A 13537-nucleotide genomic window follows, 5' to 3' on the forward strand; every position below is an offset into this window, starting at 1 on the left:
AACGGCCAACTCCTCGGACTTAAGCTGCCCTTCCTGTGCGGCAAAAAGCGCCGCTTCGGAAGTTCAGCTTAAGCCTTTCGGAGCTGAACGGCCGTTTCCGCTTTTCGAGTCTATGCGGCAAAGAACGCCGCTCCGCTATTCCGTCTTATGCCTTTCAGAGCTGAACGGGCGCTTTCGCTTTTCTTATTTAAGTTCCGCAATAAGTTTTGTACGTCCGCTCTTCATCTTCAGGCGGTGCATCCGTATATTCAAGCTGCTCATTAGTATGGGCATAAGGATTTTTGACTGCTGCCACTAATTTTTCGGCCAGACTGTAATCCTGTCTGCTGACCGCCGCATCGATCGCCTCTTCGACACGATGATTGCGGGGGATGACGGCCGGATTGCTGCTGCGCATCAATTCCTGAGAAGTTTCCGCGTTTTCGGTTTGTTCATCCAGTCGGGATTTCCAAGCTGCATACCACGCTTCAAATCCTTCTTTGCCAGCGAGCGGCATCTCTTCAAGCTTATCGAATGTTAAAGTGCGGAATGTATTTGTATAATCCGCTTTGTGATCATGCATCAGTTTCAGCAAATCATCAATCAGCTGGTCATCACCTTCTTCATTGCCAAATAAACCAAGTTTCGCTTTCATGCCTGCTGTCCAGTTTTTCTGGAATTGATTGCCGAAATCGCCCAATAAATCCTGAGCCATCTCAATTGCCTGTTCCTGATTTTTATCAAGCAGCGGAAGCAAGGTTTCTGCAAAACGTGCAAGATTCCAACCGGTGATTTTTGGCTGATTACTGTAGGCATAGCGTCCGTATTGGTCAATAGAACTGAACACGCGGCCCGGCTCATAGGTATCGAGGAATGCGCAAGGACCGTAATCGATCGTTTCACCGCTGATCGTCATATTGTCGGTATTCATAACGCCATGAATAAACCCGGCGAGCTGCCATTTTGCAACTAGCTGTGCCTGTTTGGCTATTACATTTTTCAATAATTCAAGATAAGGATTTTCGCTGTCCTGAGCTGTTGGGTAGTGACGGTTGATCGCGTAATCTGCCAACGCTTTTAATTCTTCAAATGTTCCCCACTGCGCTGCGAATTGGAATGTCCCAAAACGGAGATGGCTTGATGCCACGCGTGTGAGCACTGCACCGGGAAGGAAGGTCTCGCGCACTACAGGGATGCCCGTAGTTGCGACTGCCAGGCTGCGGCTTGTCGGGATGCCGAGCCCGTGCATCGCTTCACTGATGATATATTCCCGCAGCATCGGGCCAAGTGCCGCACGGCCGTCGCCGCCTCTTGAATAAGCGGTTTTCCCGGAACCCTTCAACTGAATATCAAAACGCTGTCCTTCAGGTGTAATTTGTTCGCCCAGCAGTACGGCGCGGCCGTCACCCAGCATAGTGAAGTTGCCGAATTGATGGCCGGCATATGCCTGCGCAATCGGCTCTGCACCGTCAGGAACTTCCGTGCCGGCCAGTATTTTTGCACCGTCTTCAGAGTTCAGCGCTTGTGCGTCGAGGCCAAGAGATTTCGCCAAGTCGCTGTTGAAGAGAATCAGTTCCGAATTGCGTGCCGGTTCAGGAGCTGTTTTTGTAAAGAATTTCTTGGGCAACCGTGCATAGCTATTATCTAGATTCCAACCGGTTGCCGGAATATTCGTTGTGTTTTTCATAAGATCACCTTTTCTAAAAAGTAGTTTCCAGCGGCTCTTCGCAATAAAACCTTGCTGGTTATTATTTACCCGTTCCGATGGGGTGACAATCTTTTGCGGGTTATAAAATGCAACTGAAAAACCTGAGTGCAACTAAATGGGGGATATTGCTTTTTAGCTGGCCGAATCTGATTGACCCGCACCTCAACATCATCAATCCCCGAAATCGAATCTAATTCCAGTCAATTCCTCTGAAACTTGCCATAAACGTTTCGCAACTTCTTCATCGAGGGCTGATGGATGCGGCGTCTCCAGTGCCGGGTAGCCTTTTCGGCGGCCGGGACCATCTGGACCGATGTATTCGCCGCCTGTTAAACCGGGATCGGTCGCTGCATGGACCGTTGCCAGGGCACCGAGTTCAGGGGGCTGCAGATAATATTTATTGGCGAGATTGCGTAAGAACAGCGGAGCATCTTTCTTGCCGATCTTAAAAATATTGGTGGCGGAAACGCCTGGATGGCAGATGACGCTGATGGTCCTTGAACCGTGTTCTTTCAAGCGCCGGTCGAGTTCCAGTGCAAACAGCATATTGGCCAGCTTGCTTTGATTATAGAATTTTTTGGCTTTATAGCCGTTTGCGCCGTCCAGATTATCAAAATCGATGGTCCCCCGGTTATGCGCCAGGCTTCCGGTCGTCACAATGCGCGACTCCGGAGTTCGGTTCAGCAAAGGGTAGAGAAGGGCAGTCAAGGCAAAATGGCCAAGGTGGTTGCTGCCGAATTGCATTTCAAAGCCGTCTTTCGTTTTGGAATAGGGCGGCATCATGACGCCTGCATTATTGATCAACAGGTCGAGTGCATCATAGTCACGCAGAATTTCGTCTGCAAATGAACGGACACTAGCCAAATCGGCAACATCCAACAGCTTTATTTCAACAGCAGCATTCGGATGCAAAGCCAAAATTTCTTTGCAGGCAGTTGTCCCCTTGGTTTTACTTCGCACGGCCATAACGATATGAAATCCTTTGCCGGCAAGCACTTTTGCCGCCTCCAGGCCGATGCCGCTATTGGCTCCAGTAATGATCACGTTTTTTCCAGAGATGCTTTGAGGCAAGTGAATTGCTCCTTTCACGGGGCGTTGGTTGGTTTCTGTATTTATTCCCAGTGTATCAAAACCAAGTCTACGGGAAGGGCAGCACAGACTGCAATCAGTAAGCTTTTTCACCTATGGCGAAAAATGATTGCTCAAAAAAAGCCCCCGCTTTCAGCGGGAGCCAGAGGTATTCTTACCGTTTGATTTTCATCCATTTTCCGTAAGTTTTCTTCACGTAAAGAAAGGTTTTTTTGACAACAGTTTCTACGTTCTTTTTATAGACTTCTTTTTTCTTCTCAACGTGTTTTATAGTTTCCCCATATTCCTTGTCTACAGATTTTTGCACATCTTTGCTTAGGAATTTACCATTGCTGCCAGGGGCTCCTCTGTGTTTCACAGTAGTGACTGTAGTAGTTGTAATTTTAATCGGGGTTTTGAACGTTACAATCTTATCGACACGTGTCACTTCATCCCATGTAGTGATGGTATCGACTCGGTAGGTCTTGGCTATTTTCACTTTTCTGTACAGGTCTTTTGTAGAATGATATTGCTTTTTATAAGAAACAAAAACTTTTTTCTCGGAAACTGTAGAAGATTTTTTCTCAGTAAAATACTCTGTGTACTTTTTGACTTTCACTTTTTCATCATATGAAACATCGACTTCAGTAGTAACAATCGTCGTTATGCCCTTATGGAAGGTGACAGTTCTATTTGGATCTGGGTCAAGGTCGGCTCCGTGGCCATTATTTGCCGTTGCTGCAGAAGTGAATCCGAATGCCAGAAGAAGAGTCAATAAAATCATGGATAACTTTTTCATGATGTCTATCTCCTTTGAAGTTTGGATTTTTACTCTTCACAAGGCGTGCTAACAGGCAGCTAAAGTTAAGCCGAGACCAGATGCGAAATTTATGAAGTTAGGTATTGCTCTACTTTTCAGCGGCCGCATCCAAGTAGTTATCCATGGAATTGCAATCATTATATTACAAAGGTCAATAAAATACTATACGATTTCAAGCGATTTTTGGACAAGTTTCTATCAAAAAATACCTGTTTTTATTGGAATATTAGGGTGCTGATTATAATTTTGGTTTGATTGGCAAACTATATAAGGCAGTTGGTGCAGGTTTTATGATTTCCAATTTAGTTATCAGTGTGCTCGCCAATGTTTTACCCATTTCCAAAAGGGAAAACAAGGAATATAATGGAGAAAAAGGAGACATGTGGAGTATGGATTATAAGAATATTACAGTCGCCGGCAGCGGCGTACTTGGAAGTCAAATTGCTTTCCAAACTGCATATAAAGGATTTGAAGTGGCTGTCTATGATATTAACGAAGAAGCCATTGGCAAATCGAAAGAGCGTATGATGAAGCTGAAGGAAAATTACAAGAATGATTTAAAAGCGACAGATGCAGAGGTGGATGCAGCATACGAACGTCTGACTTTCCATACTGATTTGGCAGAGGCTGTTGCTCAGGCTGACCTTTTAATCGAAGCAATTCCTGAAGTGGTTAAAATAAAAACGGAGTTTTATCAGAAATTGGGAGAAGTGGCGCCTGAGAAAACGGTCTTCGCTACTAACTCATCGACTTTATTGCCAAGCCAGTTTGCGGAAGCTACCGGACGTCCGGAGAAATTCCTGGCGTTGCATTTTGCAAACACAATCTGGGTCAACAACACCGCAGAAGTTATGAAACATCCGGGGACGGATATGAAATTCTTCGATGAAGTCATCGACTTTGCAAAAGCCATCGGAATGGTTGCGTTGCCGCTCTATAAAGAACAGCCGGGCTATATCCTAAACTCACTGCTTGTGCCGTTCCTCGAAGCCGCCGAATTATTGCTCGTCAAAGAAGTGGCGGATGTCCAGACGGTTGATAAGACATGGATGATTGCGACAGGAGCGCCGCTTGGGCCATTCGCAATTCTTGATGTTGTAGGTATCCGCACAGCGCATAATATAGTGCAGGCGAAAGCTGCTGCGACTGGCAAAGAAGAATATGTAAAACTTGCTGAACTATTGCAGACAGAGTATCTCGATAAAGGGAAAATCGGCCGTGAATCGGGCGAAGGTTTCTATAAATACCCGAACCCGGCATTTGCCGATCCTGATTTCCTGAAAAACTGATCAAACAAATAAAAGGCGATGAAGAAATTCTCTTCATCGCCTTTTAGCATGTCGAAAATTTACCGCTCCCGAATCTTTTCCAACGCATTTTCATGAATTATCAAATCTGAAATACGCAATTGTTCAGCAGCCTCTTCAACTTTATCCTTACAATTTCCATAAGCAACTTGTTCTTCAGTCAGTGTAGAATAACACGTCCCGCTGCCGATCGGGGCAGTCAGGTCCGGTTTGTAATAGAAATCATTGTAGCGGAATGAACCATCGCGGAATACGGTGACATTTTCCTCTTCATCCATCAGCGAGTTGCCGAGCATATAAGGCGGATCGATATTGACCATATCCAGGATAGTCGGGGCAATATCAATCTGTCCGCCGACATTTTCGTTGATTTCCCCACTCGAGGAACCAGGTGTTTTGATAAACAATGGGACTCCGTGATCCAATTTGAATAGATCAACAACATTATCTGCATCGGCGTCTTCGGCCATTGCCGTTCCTTTCTGAGTCAGGCCACTGTCATGGTCACCATAGAAAACAATTAGGGAATCTTCCCATAATCCGCGTTGCTTTAAGTCGCTGACCATTTCGCCGATTGCTTCATCGACATAATGGACGGTATGGTAATAGCCTCTTACCAGTTCGTCGTCGTATGCACTGAGTTCCATTTTTTCGAGATCTTGAGGGAACTCATAGGGGGTATGGCTGGTCAATGCAACCATGAAAGCGAAGAATGGTGTTTCGAGATCAGAAATGTACTCAATCGATTCGGAAAAGAAGTCTTTATCATTCAATGCCATACCGATTTGACCTTCCTGGGAAAAATCCTGTTTGCTGTAAAATTCATCGAAGCCGATGTTGTCATAAAATTCATCCCGGTTCCAGAAACTTCTTTCGAAAGCATGCATGGCAACAGTATTGTAACCGTAACGTTGTAAATGAGCAGGCAGGCCATTAAAATCATTTCCGGCATATTGGGTATAAACTGAACCGGACTTTATCGGATGCAGGGAAGAGAGAGTCAGGAACTCAGCATCTGACGTTCTGCCTTCGTGTGTCTGGTGGTAAAAGTTCGGGAAGTAAATAGTTTCTTCCCTCAGCTCATTCAAATTTGGGGTTAAGGCTGTTCCATTGATTTCTTGCCCAATCACTGAAGATTGGTAGGATTCCAGTTGAACGACGATAACATTCGGCAGCTCTTCAGGCACCGGGGCAGCTTCGATCTCCGACAGGGTCTCCGGCAATAAATCCATTTGATCAGCGGATAGGCCATTGCTTTCTGCTAAACTCGCTGCACCCTTAAGAAGATCGGCTCCGTGATACCCCCAAAATCCAAGCTGATAATATTCCCGCATATTCGAAATTGGATTGTCCACCAGCCATTCCTCTTGCTGCAGATAACTCCAGGCAAGAGGTACAGTAAAAACAACCAATCCGGCTGCAAATCCGGCACCTGCAAATCGTATCCTGTTTTTGCGGGGAAGCGTTCCGGTTTGATTGCGGAAATAATGGACTGCAGCAGAGAAGAGGATGAGGTCTGTGAAAAAAAGAAGATCCTTCCAGGCGACAAGGGTCAGGAAACCGCCGCCGACACTGCTCATCTGCGGTACATCGGCAATCAGCATGACACTGAGAAGATCTTCGAAGTACCGGTAATACCAAATATCCGATACGATCAATGTGCTGTGGAGAAACAGGAGGGAGAACAAGACCCAGCGCCGGGTTTTTGCTTTAAGCAATAAAGTCCAGCTTGAGAGAACGAGTACGGAAGCAAAATTCAGTATGAAAAAACCGAAAGAAAAGGCCGTATCCGTATAAACACTGAAAAGAAATAATTTGATCATTGAAATTGCCAAATAGATGGCATAGTCGAGAACTGTCATTCTAAGATGCACCTCCATCAGGGCCAGTGAAAAACTCTTTGTTTCACAGTACCTCTTTTCGCTTTAGCGAAAACATAAAACAGGCCATTGGGGGTATGCCATTAAAGGGAACGCCGTAAGTATTAAAGGACTTGAATATTGTTTTGTGTCTGAATTATCTGTAAAATAATGAATGTAAACAGGAAAGGCAGAGGTTTTCAATGACGGCATTGGATTGGATTTTTACAGCAATCGCAGTAGTATGGATTTTGGAGTTCATGCTTTTCCGCAATCGTGGAACTGGTGAAGAAAACCCAGTGGAAAGGCGCTCTTTCTTCCTCATTTTCATTGCGCTTTCAGCTACGATTGGAGCGGCGGCAGTTCTTGGTGAAATGCGGTCATTTGAAACAGCGATTCCCTGGATGAAAGGGATCGGTCTTTTGTTTTTTGGAGTGGGTGTATTTCTGCGGTATTGGGGAATCCTTCATTTGAAGGCACAGTTTACCCGGCATGTTACTGTACAGGACGGAGACAGGATTGTCAGCACGGGGCCTTACCGGAAGCTGCGCCATCCGCTTTACACCGGTTTATTATTGATTGCCATCGGCATGGCATTGTTTTTCCAAAGCATACTTGCAGCCGTTCTTGGGGGAGCGTTGGTAGGATGGGCTCTGGCCAGAAGAATGGATGGCGAGGAAGCGATGTTAATAGACGAATTTGGTGAAGAATATCGGGAATGGATGGAGCAGCGATCAAGGCTCATCCCATTCATATATTAATTGAAAGCGAGTGGTCTGTGTGAAACTTCCTTACGGTGTAACTGGTTTTTATAATTCTGATGAACAAAAGCCGCCAGAGATGGAACTCAGTGAGTACAAGGAGCTGTGTAATGGGATTGCCAAGAAACTGAATGGTGAATTGCTTGAGTTCTCGGATACGCTATACCCGGCCAATTTTTATAAAGCGGATTTTAAGTTGCCTGCGCTGAATATTTGCCTGGTCATGAACAAGCATTATCCAATCGTCGCATTTGCAACTGCAGTGGAGGATTTGAAAATTCAATTTATCGATTATGCTGAAGGTGCTGCAGAAGTTCCGGAGAAATTTACGGTGCTTCCTGTATCCGTACTGGAAACTCCCGTGCCGGAAAATCTGGAGGAACTACCGGACAGCGATCTGAACAAAGGTGAAATCGATCAAATACAGTACTGGAAGCCGGAAACTATTGGCGAGACTATTTTTAATTTTTGGGACTGATTTCAGCAGGCGTTAAAAAGTGCTGATGAACGGACAAACGCCACCTCAATTTGAATTGAGGTGGCGTTTCCTGTTTCAACGTTGGAAAACATTTCATTCTTTTTATACGATTCTTCTGCCACTTTTTCCAAGGGCATAGTAGACGCCATGCTGAAGGCTTTGAAGGCATTCAAATTTTCTCAGGTTGCTGTTCGATTGGACGATGACCATCGCGAGCTCGGGGGATACGCCGACCAATATGGTTTCGATTCCCAGCAGGCGGGCTGCAGCTCCCAGTTTGTCTATAAGCATGGCAGTATGTTCCGTAATGTGCTTATGAAGTCCGGTGAGATCAAGTAAGAGGTACTGGGCCTGGTGTTTCGGCAGTTCACTTAAGGTATTATAGATAAGGTCTTCCGAACGGTCTTCGTCATAGCTGCCGATCATCGGCACCACAACGATTTTTTCCAAAACCGGGATGATCGGGGAAGAAAGTTCTTTGACAAGATTTTGGAGCATTTTCGTCTTGTCATCAACCCTTCGCTCAAGTTCTTTTATCTGCATCGCTTCCTGTTTCCGGGACATCTCATGAATATTGGATTGAACGGTTACATCAGAAGGGTAATACTTGACAATACTGTAAGGATTTTCGTCATTCTGGTATTGGACAGTGGTATACCAGAAATTTGTGCGGAACAGGCCGGTCAATACTCCCGCATAATGGGAAGGAACGAAAATACCGTCAAGCCCTTTTTGTTTGCGCTGATTCATTTTGTACTCCCAGTCGTCCTGGATGTGGAGTGTAAAATGCTTGGCTTCTTTATCCATCTCCACGATTTTCACTTTGCCCCAGCCTGCAGGCGCATATGTATTGGAGAGCCATTCCACAACGTTGGATGTGTTGATATTCTTTTTATCCAGAAACCCTTCCCCGACAATAACCCCTTGGCGGAAACCGGTTGTTTCCAATACGAGTTTCGTCGCTTCAGTACCTGAGATTTCCCGGATAGAATCAAAAAATGTCTCCATCGCGGATATCCAAAATAGGACCACATCTCCACCTTCGAATAATACTTCACCGGTTTTCAAATCCCAGTTCATTTCCACATCGCCGACTATAATCTGTTTTTTCATAATGGCGTTCCTCCGTCAGTTGATATTTCCTGCTATCGCTCTTTAAAGTGTAATAATTTACGAATGAATTTTTGGATACTGTATCTTATTCCCTAATGCTTTGAAATATATGCTCCCTGTAAAATTAAATTTATATCTAAAAAAGCGGCACACCCCAAATTGGAATGTACCGCTTTCATTCTTTCTAAACTATTTATTGCACTTAATCGACTAAATCAATAAGGTGGCCATATCCCTTTTTTTCCATTTCGTCAGCCGGGATAAACAAAAGAGCAGCGCTGTTAAGACAATAGCGCAATCCACCTTTATCTTTGGGCCCATCAGTAAATACGTGGCCAAGGTGGCTGTCGCCTGCTCGGCTGCGGACCTCTGTGCGTTTGAAAAATCCGCTGGTATCACTGTGTTCGGTTATGACTGCCGGGTCAATCGGTTTAGTGAAGCTGGGCCAGCCAGTTTCCGAATCGTATTTTTCGGCGGAAGAAAATAACGGCTCACCAGTTGTCACATCCACATAAAGGCCAGGTTCATAGTTGTCCCAGTATTCATTGGAGTAGGCAGTTTCAGTATCATCATTCTGTGTGACGTTATATTGGATTTCAGTCAATTTCTCTTTCAGTTCTTCATCACTCGGTTTTGGATAAGCTGCAGGATCGATCAAGGAAGGGATTTCCTGATCTTCGAGTGAATCAAATTCAATGTGGCAGTAGCCGTCCGGATTCTTTTCAAGATAGTCCTGGTGGTATTCCTCTGCAAGGTAATAATGTTCCAAAGGCTCGATTTCAGTAACAATCGGTTTATCGTAGCGTTCAGCTTCAGCTGATGCTATTTTATCGATAACAGCCCGGTCTTCTTCATTTTCATAATAGACAGCTGTGCGGTATTGAGTTCCTTTGTCGTTGCCCTGCTGATTCAGCAAAGTCGGGTCAATGATCATGAAGAACTGCGACACCAGACTTTCCAGATCGATTCGTTCAGGATCGTACCGGACGTGAACCGTTTCGGCGTGACCAGTGTTTTCATAGAGGACTTCCTGGTAAGTAGGATTTTCAGTCGTCCCGTTGGCGTAGCCGGAAGTAACATCATAGACACCGTAGACACGGGCCATGTAAGCTTCTACGCCCCAGAAACAACCGCCGGCAAACCAGATATCTTCCAGCTTATCCGTATCAAATTCCAAATCCTTATTCGGGTTATCGGGGAAACGGGAAGTGCTTTCTGTTGAATTTGCCGTGGCATTGCCAGTGGTTCCGGAGGACGCGGACGATTCGGGAGTTCCTGAGGCACCTGGAATTGAACAGGCAGCTAAAAACAATAGAATAAGCAGGAGAAGCAAAGGGAATTTGAACTTCATTATTGTCGACCGCCTTTCCTTATTGTATGCTTTCAAACGTTTCATAAATCTGTTCATTGCTCACATGTCCGGTCTGGCTTTTCACCATGACGCCGTCAGAGCCGATATAAACGGATGTCGGGTAGCCGATAACGCCGTATTCATCGAAAGCAGGGCCGCCTTCATCCAGTAAAACCTGGATATTGGAAGTATTATCGACACCTTCAAACCACTTGGCAAATGAGTCGCTGCTTTTTTCGGCATTTGAACCAGGAGAAACAATGGTTAATACCTCAAAATCCGGTTCTTCGCCGGCCAGTGTATTCAATTCGTTCATGCCCGAAAGGCAGATTGAACACCAGGATGCCCAAAACTTAATATATACTTTTTGACCTGCATATTCGGACAGCTGGTGTGTCTCACCCTCTAAGTCGACGAGTTTAAAATCCGGAGCTGGTTTTCCGTCATTTAATTGTTCGGCACTGGAAGTTGTCTGTCCACTCGAACAGGCAGAAAGTAACAATAGAAGCCAGATGGAAATTGACAGAGCCAGCAATCGTTTCATAAGGAATCATCCTTTAAAATTTATTGATGTAAACGCTTTATTTTCATTCTAAAAAAATAGAAAATCCAAGTTCTGTTTATACTCACATCATATAGCGAAAGGGGGGATAAAGATATTGAACAGTCTCAGCGGAAGGGCAATTAGGCCAATTGAAACGGAATGTTCTACAAAGAGAATATAAATAAAAAAGACGCTTCCGGCATGGAAGCGACCTCTCAGCCAATCATCATTTTTTGAAGATCTTCAAAATATAGCTGACACCGTTCGATTACACTCGGTACAGTCAAGCCCTGTTCATCCATTCTCCGAAGTTCATCAAAAGTGACAAGTTTTGCATCACAAACTTCACCCGGCTGCAGGTTCATTTTAGAAGGTTGAATCATTTCGGCCGACTTCCAAAGATAGCTGTCCCGGAAGTAGTGGCCGTATTTCATTTCGCCGATTTTCGTTAACTGCTCCGGCGCCGCACACAGCCCAGTTTCTTCTTGCAGTTCACGCACTGCACCTTCAATACTCGATTCACCGGCAGTAATCGAGCCACCTGTAATTTCCCATAATAACGGATAAGTTTTAACAGGGTCCCGTTGTGTCAATAAAATCTTGCCATCCGCGCTGATTGTAATTATTTCAACTACAACATGATATTCACCCGATTTCAAATCGGCGCCGCGTTGATGTGTCTTACCAAGCTTATTCCTGTTGCCGTCTACCAGATCCCATAATTCCATATGCTTTACTCCCATTAGATGAAGTATATAAAAATGGAAGCTAAATGGAAAGCATGAAGATAAATATCGGCGCAGTAAATACGAGTGGGGCAAGTGTGAAAATCATGCCGTAAACATTAAAGCGTTTAGTAAACAGTAAAGAAGCCCCCAACAGCCAAATCGTCAGGAAAAATGTTTCATCCCACACCACACGACCCAAACTGCCACGCTCCAAAATAGGGATAGATGTGAGGAACGCAAGGAAACCGGTCCATAAGAGGTGGAACACCCGATAGATTGCATATGCCATTTTCATTCCCCCATCCTTTGCTTTATAGAACGAAGAACAAGGAGTTTAGTTCCTGGTAAGAAGTTGTATATATATCAGAGAATCAATTGCAGTAAAACTGTAATGAAAATTATACCTGCAATAAATGAAGGGAAACTATTGTTTTTCTCATCCGGCAATTCGTCATTCAAAATGTTCAATACAACCCCGCCGGTAAGAAAAGCTGAGAAAAATGCAATGACCAGATCGCTGGTTGGGGTCAGCTGGTAAATGAGCCATCCAATGAACACGGATACCGCTAAAATATAGCGGCCTGCTTTTGTATATAAATCTTCGTGGGTGAGGTGGAGGATGCGGTTATTTGCTATAAAATGAAATGAGAACACGATGAAATAAATAATATAATCCAGAACGTGTTCACCGCTCAATTCCACGAGAAGGTAACCAATCAGCATGTTATACATGGCAAAAGCTGAGATTTCCATAATGAATATATCTTTGCTTGGACGTGTCATATTCTTTCTCCGTTTATTATGCTCCTGTGATTTTTCACTCGACTGGTTGATGGCATAAAAAAGAGCAAGTCCAGCCAATGTGGCAAGATAAGTGATGTATTCGATATTTTCCATCCACTGTGGGAGCTCAGCTTTTTCAGCCACTTCCTGGTAATGTGTCAGCTCAGGAACAAGGTGAAGGAAGACGTATGCAATGGAGCCACCGGAGACAAGAGACATCAAGCGGTTTCTCGGCTTTCGGCTGAGGAATTTTATATAGTTCGTAAAGATATGGATAATCACAAAACCAATTATGATGAAAAGGCTAAGCCAGAACATAACGTTATTCTCCTTCCTAAAACGGCCATAATGTTTTTCTATACCCCATTTTGGGTTGTATACGTCCAGCAGGCTGTAATTTATAACTTGATACAGCATTGTTGCAAAGATGAAGTTTTTTTGTGCCTGTATATGGAAAAAAGTTAGAGTATTTTCGGGATTTATTGGATATACTATTTGGGTACGTAAACGTTTGCAAGTATATTGTATTGGGGATAGAAAGATGGGTTACATCGAAGAGTTAAGGGAAGTGGTCGGCCATAGACCGTTGATATTAGTCGGCGCGGTTGCGGTGATCACAGATGAACTTGGCCGCCTGCTGCTTGAGGAAAGAAGATTTCCGAAAGGCGCGTGGGGATTGGCGGGGGGATTGATGGAACTCGGTGAGTCGACAGAGGATGTCGCAAAGAGGGAAGTGTTTGAAGAAACGGGCCTGGTGGTAAATGACTTGAAACTCATCAATGTCTACTCAGGACCGAACCATTTTGTCAAAGCGGAAAACGGAGATGAGTATTTCGTTGTCACAACCGCCTACTTTGCCGAAACACATGAAGGCGAATTGACAGTGGATGAACTGGAATCAATCAGCTTTGAATTTTTCTATCCCGACGAATTGCCTGAACGCATAGTAAAAAGCCATCGCCGTATCATAGACGAATATTTGGAGAAATTCCATTCAAATCGACTTTGGCCGGTGAGGTGAAATTTAGAGAGGCAGTG

At 44.6% G+C, this 13537-nt stretch carries 14 protein-coding genes; 4 read left to right on the plus strand and 10 right to left on the minus strand.

The genetic code is table 11. From position 1 onward, the window contains the following. Positions 1 to 187: 187 nt before the first annotated feature. The 3 genes from DP120_RS10455 to DP120_RS10465 all read right to left on the minus strand — a co-directional run bounded on the left by DP120_RS10455 (position 188) and on the right by DP120_RS10465 (position 3554). Positions 188 to 1666 carry a protein adenylyltransferase SelO gene (locus tag DP120_RS10455; RefSeq protein ID WP_112223616.1) on the minus strand — a complete coding sequence of 493 codons (1479 nt, stop codon included), beginning with the start codon at positions 1664 to 1666 and terminating at the stop codon, positions 188 to 190. Positions 1667 to 1858: 192 nt separating this feature from the next. Next, positions 1859 to 2758, minus strand: a complete 900-nt coding sequence (locus tag DP120_RS10460; protein WP_233785946.1) for an oxidoreductase — start codon at positions 2756 to 2758, stop codon at positions 1859 to 1861. Between the two features lie 172 nt (positions 2759 to 2930). Then, positions 2931 to 3554 carry a hypothetical protein gene (locus tag DP120_RS10465; RefSeq protein ID WP_112223618.1) on the minus strand — a complete coding sequence of 208 codons (624 nt, stop codon included), beginning with the start codon at positions 3552 to 3554 and terminating at the stop codon, positions 2931 to 2933. A gap of 410 nt (positions 3555 to 3964) precedes the next feature. Between DP120_RS10465 and DP120_RS10470 the strand changes: the two genes are divergently transcribed. Further along, the gene (locus DP120_RS10470; protein WP_112223619.1) at positions 3965 to 4864 is read left to right on the plus strand and encodes a 3-hydroxyacyl-CoA dehydrogenase; all 900 of its coding nucleotides are present in this window, start codon (positions 3965 to 3967) and stop codon (positions 4862 to 4864) included. A 59-nt stretch (positions 4865 to 4923) separates the two neighbouring features. Here the strand turns inward: DP120_RS10470 and DP120_RS10475 are convergent, their stop codons facing one another. Continuing rightward, entirely contained in the window at positions 4924 to 6744 is a 1821-nt protein-coding gene (locus DP120_RS10475) for an LTA synthase family protein (RefSeq protein WP_112223620.1), read from the minus strand. Between the two features lie 200 nt (positions 6745 to 6944). Between DP120_RS10475 and DP120_RS10480 the strand changes: the two genes are divergently transcribed. Both DP120_RS10480 and DP120_RS10485 read left to right on the plus strand, forming a co-directional pair. Next, positions 6945 to 7502 carry a methyltransferase family protein gene (locus DP120_RS10480; RefSeq protein ID WP_112223621.1) on the plus strand — a complete coding sequence of 186 codons (558 nt, stop codon included), beginning with the start codon at positions 6945 to 6947 and terminating at the stop codon, positions 7500 to 7502. Positions 7503 to 7521: 19 nt separating this feature from the next. Next, a complete protein-coding gene (locus DP120_RS10485) occupies positions 7522 to 7980 on the plus strand; it encodes a hypothetical protein (RefSeq protein WP_112223622.1) in 459 nt (152 codons plus the stop codon). Between the two features lie 102 nt (positions 7981 to 8082). Here the strand turns inward: DP120_RS10485 and DP120_RS10490 are convergent, their stop codons facing one another. The 6 genes from DP120_RS10490 to DP120_RS10515 all read right to left on the minus strand — a co-directional run bounded on the left by DP120_RS10490 (position 8083) and on the right by DP120_RS10515 (position 12817). Beyond that, a complete protein-coding gene (locus DP120_RS10490; RefSeq protein ID WP_112223623.1) occupies positions 8083 to 9093 on the minus strand; it encodes an STAS domain-containing protein in 1011 nt (336 codons plus the stop codon). Positions 9094 to 9295: 202 nt separating this feature from the next. Beyond that, positions 9296 to 10447, minus strand: coding sequence for a peptide-methionine (R)-S-oxide reductase MsrB (gene msrB, locus DP120_RS10495; protein ID WP_420812436.1), 1152 nt, complete (start codon positions 10445 to 10447; stop codon positions 9296 to 9298). Positions 10448 to 10463: 16 nt separating this feature from the next. Next, positions 10464 to 10988 (minus strand): TlpA family protein disulfide reductase, encoded by a 525-nt coding sequence (locus tag DP120_RS10500; RefSeq protein ID WP_112223625.1) that lies wholly within the window; start codon positions 10986 to 10988, stop codon positions 10464 to 10466. A 215-nt stretch (positions 10989 to 11203) separates the two neighbouring features. After that, positions 11204 to 11716, minus strand: coding sequence for an NUDIX hydrolase (locus DP120_RS10505; RefSeq protein ID WP_165843777.1), 513 nt, complete (start codon positions 11714 to 11716; stop codon positions 11204 to 11206). A 40-nt stretch (positions 11717 to 11756) separates the two neighbouring features. Next, on the minus strand, positions 11757 to 12005 hold the full coding sequence (locus DP120_RS10510) for a hypothetical protein (RefSeq protein WP_112223627.1): 249 nt from the start codon (positions 12003 to 12005) through the stop codon (positions 11757 to 11759). 74 nt (positions 12006 to 12079) lie between these two features. After that, positions 12080 to 12817 (minus strand): hypothetical protein, encoded by a 738-nt coding sequence (locus DP120_RS10515; protein WP_112223628.1) that lies wholly within the window; start codon positions 12815 to 12817, stop codon positions 12080 to 12082. A 223-nt stretch (positions 12818 to 13040) separates the two neighbouring features. Between DP120_RS10515 and DP120_RS10520 the strand changes: the two genes are divergently transcribed. Continuing rightward, positions 13041 to 13520 carry an NUDIX hydrolase gene (locus DP120_RS10520; protein ID WP_112223629.1) on the plus strand — a complete coding sequence of 160 codons (480 nt, stop codon included), beginning with the start codon at positions 13041 to 13043 and terminating at the stop codon, positions 13518 to 13520. Positions 13521 to 13537 lie beyond the last annotated feature (17 nt).

This window comes from Planococcus halotolerans, from assembly GCF_003289955.1.
In the GTDB taxonomy this organism is placed as follows: Bacteria; Bacillota; Bacilli; order Bacillales_A; family Planococcaceae; genus Planococcus; species Planococcus halotolerans.

What these genes read in the sequence shown, in the direction of transcription:
- DP120_RS10455 (WP_112223616.1), bottom strand. Translation starts at nt 1,666, where the DNA reads ATGAAAAACACAACGAATATTCCGGCAACCGGTTGGAATCTAGATAAT.
- DP120_RS10465 (WP_112223618.1), bottom strand. Translation starts at nt 3,554, where the DNA reads ATGAAAAAGTTATCCATGATTTTATTGACTCTTCTTCTGGCATTCGGA.
- DP120_RS10470 (WP_112223619.1), top strand. Translation starts at nt 3,965, where the DNA reads ATGGATTATAAGAATATTACAGTCGCCGGCAGCGGCGTACTTGGAAGT.
- DP120_RS10475 (WP_112223620.1), bottom strand. Translation starts at nt 6,744, where the DNA reads ATGACAGTTCTCGACTATGCCATCTATTTGGCAATTTCAATGATCAAA.
- DP120_RS10480 (WP_112223621.1), top strand. Translation starts at nt 6,945, where the DNA reads ATGACGGCATTGGATTGGATTTTTACAGCAATCGCAGTAGTATGGATT.
- DP120_RS10490 (WP_112223623.1), bottom strand. Translation starts at nt 9,093, where the DNA reads ATGAAAAAACAGATTATAGTCGGCGATGTGGAAATGAACTGGGATTTG.
- DP120_RS10500 (WP_112223625.1), bottom strand. Translation starts at nt 10,988, where the DNA reads ATGAAACGATTGCTGGCTCTGTCAATTTCCATCTGGCTTCTATTGTTA.
- DP120_RS10505 (WP_165843777.1), bottom strand. Translation starts at nt 11,716, where the DNA reads ATGGAATTATGGGATCTGGTAGACGGCAACAGGAATAAGCTTGGTAAG.
- DP120_RS10510 (WP_112223627.1), bottom strand. Translation starts at nt 12,005, where the DNA reads ATGGCATATGCAATCTATCGGGTGTTCCACCTCTTATGGACCGGTTTC.
- DP120_RS10515 (WP_112223628.1), bottom strand. Translation starts at nt 12,817, where the DNA reads ATGTTCTGGCTTAGCCTTTTCATCATAATTGGTTTTGTGATTATCCAT.
- DP120_RS10520 (WP_112223629.1), top strand. Translation starts at nt 13,041, where the DNA reads ATGGGTTACATCGAAGAGTTAAGGGAAGTGGTCGGCCATAGACCGTTG.